The organism is Dysgonomonas sp. Marseille-P4677 (assembly GCF_016652235.1).
Classification (GTDB): Bacteria; Bacteroidota; Bacteroidia; order Bacteroidales; family Dysgonomonadaceae; genus Dysgonomonas.
Window position 1 is genome coordinate 1 of record NZ_JAEPKU010000172.1, and the last position, 7,543, is coordinate 7,543.

Genomic DNA, 7,543 nt, shown 5'->3' on the forward strand with positions numbered 1-7,543 from the left:
TTACTAATTATTCTTGTTTTAGTTCTATTAATATTAGTGATGAGTTTTATCTTCTATCGTAAAAATGTTAAGAATAAAGAAGCTTTAGCAGATGCTCAGGGGAAAATTTATCATTTGAAAGATATTGTCGATAATTACGATGAAAAGGAGGATTCTTTTAAAAAAGTCTTATTTCAGCATTTTGATATATTCAAGAAAGTAGCTCTTTTAGAAAGTCATCTTATTGAAGAAGAAAAGAAACAAGGGCGACGGTTGCTTAAGAAAGTTAATGATATAGTTTATAATGAAAACTCCCTTGATTGGGATATGCTTTATGATACTTTAAATAAATTATATAAAGGTTTTCCTGATGTATTACGTGCAAAGTATCCGGATTTAGATGAGACAGAGGTGAAGATTTATTGTCTTACATATGCAGGCTTGATTAATAGTGAGATTGCGATTATATTAGGCTTCAGTGTGAATACTATTCAAATGAAAAAGTCGGCAATCCGAAAGAAGCTGAAAATAGATGGGTACGGGAATATTGTCGATTTTTTTGATAAAAATATAAACTAGAAGATTAAAAATAATATTTTATAAGAGATGTTTACCTTGTAAATAAACTTTTGTAGTAACTTTGTGAATTCTATGGAATTTGTCTTGGTAAAAGGACAGATTTCTTTGTTTGTTAGGTAGAGATGTTATGTTATGCCTGCATTTTGATAATCTTTCCTGTGTTTTGCTATTATTTTAATATAACAAAAGAAGAAGAGAAAAGTTTACAGATCGATCACTTAAAAACTAATCATAAAAACTATATAGTTCTTAAACTAGTATTCTGAATGAATAAAATTGTTGACAAAGAGTATTTCTCTGAAAATGTGGTGAAATTTGAGGTAGAAGCGCCTCTGATAGCACGGAGTCGTAAAGCCGGACACTTTGTAATTGTTCGTGTAGGCGAAAAGGGGGAGCGTATTCCTCTTACAATTGCTGCATCGGATGTGGCTAAAGGTACTATTACTATTGTTATTCAGGCTGTAGGTGCATCTTCGAAAAAGATTTGTGACCTTAATGTTGGAGAATATATAACTGATGTTGTTGGTCCTTTAGGGCAAGCGACCCATATAGAAAATTATGGAACAGTTATTTGTGCCGGTGGTGGGGTAGGTATTGCTCCTATGTTGCCTATTATCGAAGCTATGAAAAAAGCAGGAAATAAAGTGATCTCAGTATTAGCTGCCAGAAATAAAGATTTGGTGATCTTAGAAAAACAAGTAGCTGAATATTCAGATGAAGTTATTGTAATGACTGATGATGGATCATATGGACATAAAGGCTTAGTTACAAATGGTATCGAAATGGTACTGAATAGAGAAAAAGTAGACCTGTGTGTTACTATTGGCCCAGCTATTATGATGAAGTTTGTTTCATTACTTACTCTAAAATATAATATACCGACTATGGCCTCTCTGAATACTATTATGGTAGACGGAACAGGTATGTGCGGTGCATGTCGTATCACAGTTGGAGGTAAAACGAAGTTTGTATGTGTCGATGGTCCTGAGTTTAATGCCCATGAGGTGGATTTTGACGAAATGCTAATGAGATTGAAAGCATACAGTTAAGTATGGAATGATTTGCAGAAAAATCATTTTACTGAATAAATTATTTTCAATTTACGAATCATTACTTATCAACTTATTAGAAGATTATGACAGATCAAGAATATATACAAGCCAGACGAAGTGAACCATGGAGGGAAGAACTTCGCAAAAGTATGAAAGCAAAAGAGCGTGGCGATAGGCCACGTGTACATATGCCCGAACTCGATGCAGAAGTAAGAAGCCATTCTCTTAGGGACGAAGTTAATCTGGGCTTGTCTGTAGAGCAGGCAGTTTATGAAGCAGCTCGGTGTTTAGATTGTGCAAATCCTACATGTATGGAGGGTTGTCCGGTAAGTATTAATATACCTATATTTATAAAGAATATAGAGCGAGGCGATTTTCTTGAGGCAGCAAAAGTGTTGAAAGAAACAAGCGCATTGCCCGCTGTTTGTGGACGTGTATGTCCGCAGGAAAAACAATGCGAATCGAAGTGTATCTATATTCAGAAAATGAAAAAAGAACCGGTGGCAATCGGTAATCTTGAACGCTTTGCTGCAGATTATGAACGGGAAAGTGGGAAGATAGCAATTCCGGAGTTGGCACCTGCTAATGGAATCAAAATTGCTGTTGTGGGTTCAGGTCCTGCAGGTTTAGCTTTTGCCGGAGATATGGCAAAACTAGGTTACGATGTGACTGTTTTTGAAGCATTGCACGAAATTGGAGGTGTACTCAAATATGGTATTCCGGAGTTTCGTTTGCCGAACGAAATAGTTGATGTAGAGATTAATGTTCTTCGTGAAATGGGTGTAAAGTTTATCAATAATTGTATTGTCGGAAAGACTATATCCCATGAAGATCTACATAATGAAGGCTTTAAAGGAATTTTTGCAGCCAGTGGAGCAGGGTTGCCAAATTTTATGAATATTCCCGGTGAAAACCTAATAGGAGTGATGTCTTCTAACGAATTTCTGACTCGTGTCAATCTGATGGATGCATCTAATCCGGAAAGTGATACACCAGTGCAAATGGGTAAGAAGGTTGCTGTTATCGGAGCCGGAAATACAGCTATGGATGCTGTGCGTACGGCAAAACGTTTAGGTGCTGAAAAAGCATATATAATCTATCGCCGTTCGGAGGAAGAGATGCCTGCGCGAATAGAAGAAGTTAAACATGCTAAGGAAGAAGGAGTCGAATTTTATACACTCCATAATCCTATAAAGTATGAGGGGGATGCAAATGGTCGTGTTCAGCGCATGCTTCTTCAAAAGATGGAACTGGGAGAGCCGGATGCTTCAGGACGTCGTAAGCCCGTTTCTATTGAAGGTGCTACAGAATGGTTTGAAGTGGATCAGGTAATCGTAAGTGTAGGGGTTTCTCCTAATCCTTTAATTCCTTCTACTTTTAAAGGGCTTGAAGTTTCTAAATGGGGTACAATTATTGTTAATCAAGAAACAATGCAATCTGCTTTACCAGACGTGTATGCGGGCGGAGATATCGTGCGTGGAGGCGCAACGGTTATCTTGGCGATGGGGGATGGCCGTAAGGCTGCTGCTGCAATGGATAAAGCGTTGAAAGGGAATCAATAAACAATATAAACACTAATAAAAGAAAGTATCAGGCAACTGCCTGATACTTTCTTTATTTTACAATGATGCTGTCGCTGCACACGCTTTACCCTTGTTATCATATACAAAACTGCTGCATATCTTTGTTTATAATAATTATAAAGGCTAATTTAGCCCTTGACTAATAGAGAACCTTATTTTTTATTAAAAACAAAACTTCACTATAACTAAAACTCTCATGATCAAAAAAAGAAGAATCGAATCAATGCTTATTTTATGTGGTCTGCTTATCAGTGTGTTAGGTTATTCGCAGATTACTATAGGCAGTGGTATTTCGCCAACCTCAGGCGCATTATTGGATATAAAGCAGACGGATCAATCATCTGCTAATTCTACTAAAGGTTTAATGTTGCCTAGAGTGAACCTGACAGACATAACAAATCTTTACCCTATGTTTGAACCTCAAACAACCTCTCCTCATCCAGATTATGATGATCCTGTAAAAAAACAAAAACAAGATCAAATGCATTTGGGCCTTATCGTATATAATATGAATACAGTTCATCCTCATATATGTCCAGGGGTCTATGTTTGGACAGAGAATATTTGGAGAAGGCTACCAAAGCCATGCTTTGATCCTTGTACAGGTTTTGATGTAGTTGTAAATGGACCATCTTGTGGATATACCGGGAGAGCTCTAAATTTCACTTCTTCTCTTACCGGAACAACTGACAACATTATTGTCGATAGATGGACTGTCACTAAAGAGGGAGCTACGGAGCAGGTAATTCCGTCAGCAACTTCAGCCGATTTAACCTATGAGTTTCCTGTATTGACTACTGGAATTGGAAAATATAGTTTTACTGTTTATTATAAACATAAAACCTTAGGTTGTGAAAAATCGAAAACGATAACTGTAGATCTATATGATAATCTTTTGCAAGATTATTGGGCAGGGAATACTACCTCTAGTGGTACTTATGAAATTAGAGCTAAAATTTACAAAAGAACTGCGGATAATGATTATGATTATTCCTCTGGCGAGTTACCTCTCAGGGTTGTAAAATGGAGCTATGTTAAAGCAGGTACAACAACAGAAGTAGATATGGGGAATGCCGGGTTGAATAATATAACTTATTCATTCAGGAGCTCTGGTGCCGGAAAATACTATATAAAAATGACTTGGGAGGATTTTCCTTGTGCTGATGGCTTAGATCCGGAACCGGCAAATAATACTCCGACTCCACGCAGAGTCTTACACCCTGTAGTTGTTGGGGAATTGGATGTACGATTATAAATATGTTGTTGGATGTGGGGTGTTTCCATGTTATTAATAAAACTTGTATATGTCTGTTTTTAAATCAAAAAGATTGCGCATTTTTGCTTGTCGTGTGCAAACTAAAAAAGTATTTAGGTAAATCTTTCTGAATTATATTTTTTTCGTGACAAATTGACAATTTTAATGATTGTTTTATTCTTTATTCAGAGATAAAAACTTAAATTTGTAAGGCAATCAATAGATTGATATACAGTTGATGAATTAATAGATTTTAGGGTGTGTGTGAATGAATTAGCACTGCTCCTTTTCAATATAACATGTAAAACAAGCTATGGGAAGAGAAATTAAATTCAGTCTCGTTTATCGTGACATGTGGCAATCGTCAGGAAAATACCAGCCACGTGTTGACCAATTAACACAAATTGCACCTGTGATTATCGATATGGGTTGTTTTGCCCGTGTAGAAACAAACGGGGGAGCTTTCGAACAGGTAAATTTAATGTATGGGGAGAATCCTAATAAAGCAGTTCGTGAATGGACCGCTCCTTTTAATCAGGTAGGTATTCAAACACATATGTTAGAGCGTGGGTTAAATGCTTTACGCATGTATCCTGTTCCAAAAGATGTTCGTCAACTGATGTTTAAGGTGAAACATGCACAGGGTACTAATATATCCCGTTCCTTTGATGGACTGAATGATTCTCGTAATTTGGAATTATCAGTGAAATATGCTAAAGAAGCCGGCATGATTTCTCAGACTGCTCTTTGTATTACACACTCCCCAATTCATACAGTTGATTATTATGTAAATTTTGCAGATAAGTTAGTCGATTTTGGTGCTGATGAATTCTGTTTAAAAGATATGGCTGGTGTTGGTCGACCTGCCTTTTTAGGTAAATTGACTAAAGCGTTGAAAGATCGTCATCCAAATATTCCGATCGAATATCACGGACATACTGGTCCTGGCTTCTCAGTAGCATCTATGTTAGAGGTTGCGCGTGCCGGAGCAGACTATCTTGATACTGCTATAGATCCATTGGCTTGGGGTATGATTCACCCCGATATTATTACTATACAGGCTATGTTGAAGGATGCAGGTTTCTCCGTTCCTGAGATTAAGATGAGTGCCTATATGGAGGCTCGTGCATTAACTCAATCTTTCATCGATGACTTTTTAGGTTATTGGATCGATCCATCTAATAAGATAATGAATTCATTACTTGTTGGCTGTGGTCTTCCTGGCGGTATGATGGGGTCGATGATGGCCGACTTGCGTACTATGCACCCTGCTATTAATATGGCTTTGCGTAGTAATGGCAAAGCAGAAGTTTCTCTGAATGACTTGGTTGTTCAATTGTTTGAGGAGGTAGAATATATTTGGCCTAAGCTTGGTTATCCACCATTAGTAACTCCATTTAGTCAGTATACAAAGAATATCGCATTGATGAATATCTTTGCGATGGCGCAAGGTCAACCACGCTTCTCTAATATTGATAAAGATAGCTGGAATATGATTCTTGGTAGAGCTGGCCAACTTCCAGGTAAACTTGATGATGAAATAATTGAACTTGCCAAAGCTAAAAATCTAGAGTTCTATACAGGAAATCCTCAAGATGAATATCCGGATGCACTTGATACTTACCGTAAAGAGATGGATGAAAAAGGATGGGATTATGGCCAAGATGACGAAGAGCTATTTGAGTTGGCAATGCATGATCGTCAATATCGTGATTATAGATCAGGATTGGCTAAAGAGCGTTTCAATGAAGATCTGGAGAAACAAAAAGAAAAAGCCGGTGCTCCAATTATTGTAACACGTCAGGTTATAGAAGTTCCGGCATTCGATGCAGAAGCGGTACAACAAAAATATCCAAATGCAAAACCATTACAGTCTACAGTAACCGGACAGGTTATCTGGCAAATAGATGTAGATGATGTATCTTCTGCTCCGGTTATAGGAACACAAGTGAAAGAAGGAGATGTTGTTTGCTTTATCCAGACTTATTATGGAATAGAAGAAGTAAAAGCTTTAGCTTCCGGTAAAATTATCCAAATTGAAACTAAGCAAGGAGCAAAAGTTCAAAAAAATCAGGTGTTAGCATATATTGACTAGAACCTTCATGAATAGATGAAAAGGAGTTTTATGAAGAATAGAGCTCCTTTTCTTTTTTTTTAATAAGTAGAATAAATAAAAATAGATTTACAGTGAATAAATTATTACTCTGTCTCTCTCTTCTTGTTTTCACAAGTCTGGGTGTTTTTTCGCAGAATAGAAGAGGCCAAACTGAAAAGATTGAAGATAAATATACAATTTTTCTTACGGGGGCATCTTTTGCCTCATCTAACAATGGATGGTTCGAATTAGCTTGTAAAGACTTGAATGCAAAACCAATAAATAGGGCTGTAGGTGGTACGGCTATAGTAGATGCAGCTAATCTGATGGCGGAAGGAAAGCTATATACAACAGAAGAACTAGAAGTTATAGATGCTTTTGTTATCATGCATGTTCATGATCAAGATGTGGCGGATATATCGGCATTAAAGGATAATTATAAGGATTACAAGACTCCCTTCGACAGGTCTAACTATGCTATAGCATATGATTATCTTATTAAGCGCTATATTACCGAATGTTACAATTTGAAATTCGATGCAACGTCAAAGTATTATGGAACTAAGAGCGGGAAGCCGGCTATTATTATTTTCTGTACCCATTGGCACGATGCTCGTATCAAATTTAATTCATCGATTAGAATACTAGGGCAGAGATGGGGGCTCCCGATTGTCGAGTTTGATAAATATATAGGATTCTCGAAGAACCATTTACATCCGGTTACTAAGATGCAATATAGTATTCTTTATGCTCATAATAATGAAACAATCAATGGTGTGGATTTCGGGTGGCATCCGTATGAAGGTCAAGATAAATATGTACAGCAACGGATGGCTGCAATATTTACCGAACTCATGAGAAAAGTGTTACCATCTAGGTAAATGAAATATATAACGAAAAACAATGAAGCATTTGAGGTGAACAAGAATTAATGTGAGTAAAGGGCTGTTTCTCTGAAAGGAGAAATAGCTTTTTTTATATAATACTATATCATTGATGT

The 7,543-nt window shown here is 36.9% G+C and carries 6 protein-coding genes; all 6 read left to right on the forward strand.

Going from position 1 to position 7,543, the window contains the following annotated elements; translation table 11 throughout:
* Positions 1-558, forward strand: a 558-nt coding sequence (locus JGH11_RS18180) for a helix-turn-helix transcriptional regulator (protein WP_236264146.1), incomplete at its 5' end; no start/stop codon positions are given.
* 266 nt (positions 559-824) lie between these two features.
* Positions 825-1,607 (forward strand): sulfide/dihydroorotate dehydrogenase-like FAD/NAD-binding protein, encoded by a 783-nt coding sequence (locus JGH11_RS18185; RefSeq protein ID WP_201114169.1) that lies wholly within the window; start codon positions 825-827, stop codon positions 1,605-1,607.
* Positions 1,608-1,693: 86 nt separating this feature from the next.
* The gene (gene gltA, locus JGH11_RS18190) at positions 1,694-3,172 is read left to right on the forward strand and encodes an NADPH-dependent glutamate synthase (protein WP_201114171.1); all 1,479 of its coding nucleotides are present in this window, start codon (positions 1,694-1,696) and stop codon (positions 3,170-3,172) included.
* 217 nt (positions 3,173-3,389) lie between these two features.
* Positions 3,390-4,448 carry a hypothetical protein gene (locus JGH11_RS18195; RefSeq protein ID WP_201114173.1) on the forward strand — a complete coding sequence of 353 codons (1,059 nt, stop codon included), beginning with the start codon at positions 3,390-3,392 and terminating at the stop codon, positions 4,446-4,448.
* 313 nt (positions 4,449-4,761) lie between these two features.
* A complete protein-coding gene (locus tag JGH11_RS18200) occupies positions 4,762-6,543 on the forward strand; it encodes a biotin/lipoyl-containing protein (protein WP_201114176.1) in 1,782 nt (593 codons plus the stop codon).
* A 92-nt stretch (positions 6,544-6,635) separates the two neighbouring features.
* A complete protein-coding gene (locus JGH11_RS18205; protein WP_201114178.1) occupies positions 6,636-7,424 on the forward strand; it encodes a DUF5040 domain-containing protein in 789 nt (262 codons plus the stop codon).
* The last annotated feature ends 119 nt before the right edge of the window (positions 7,425-7,543 follow it).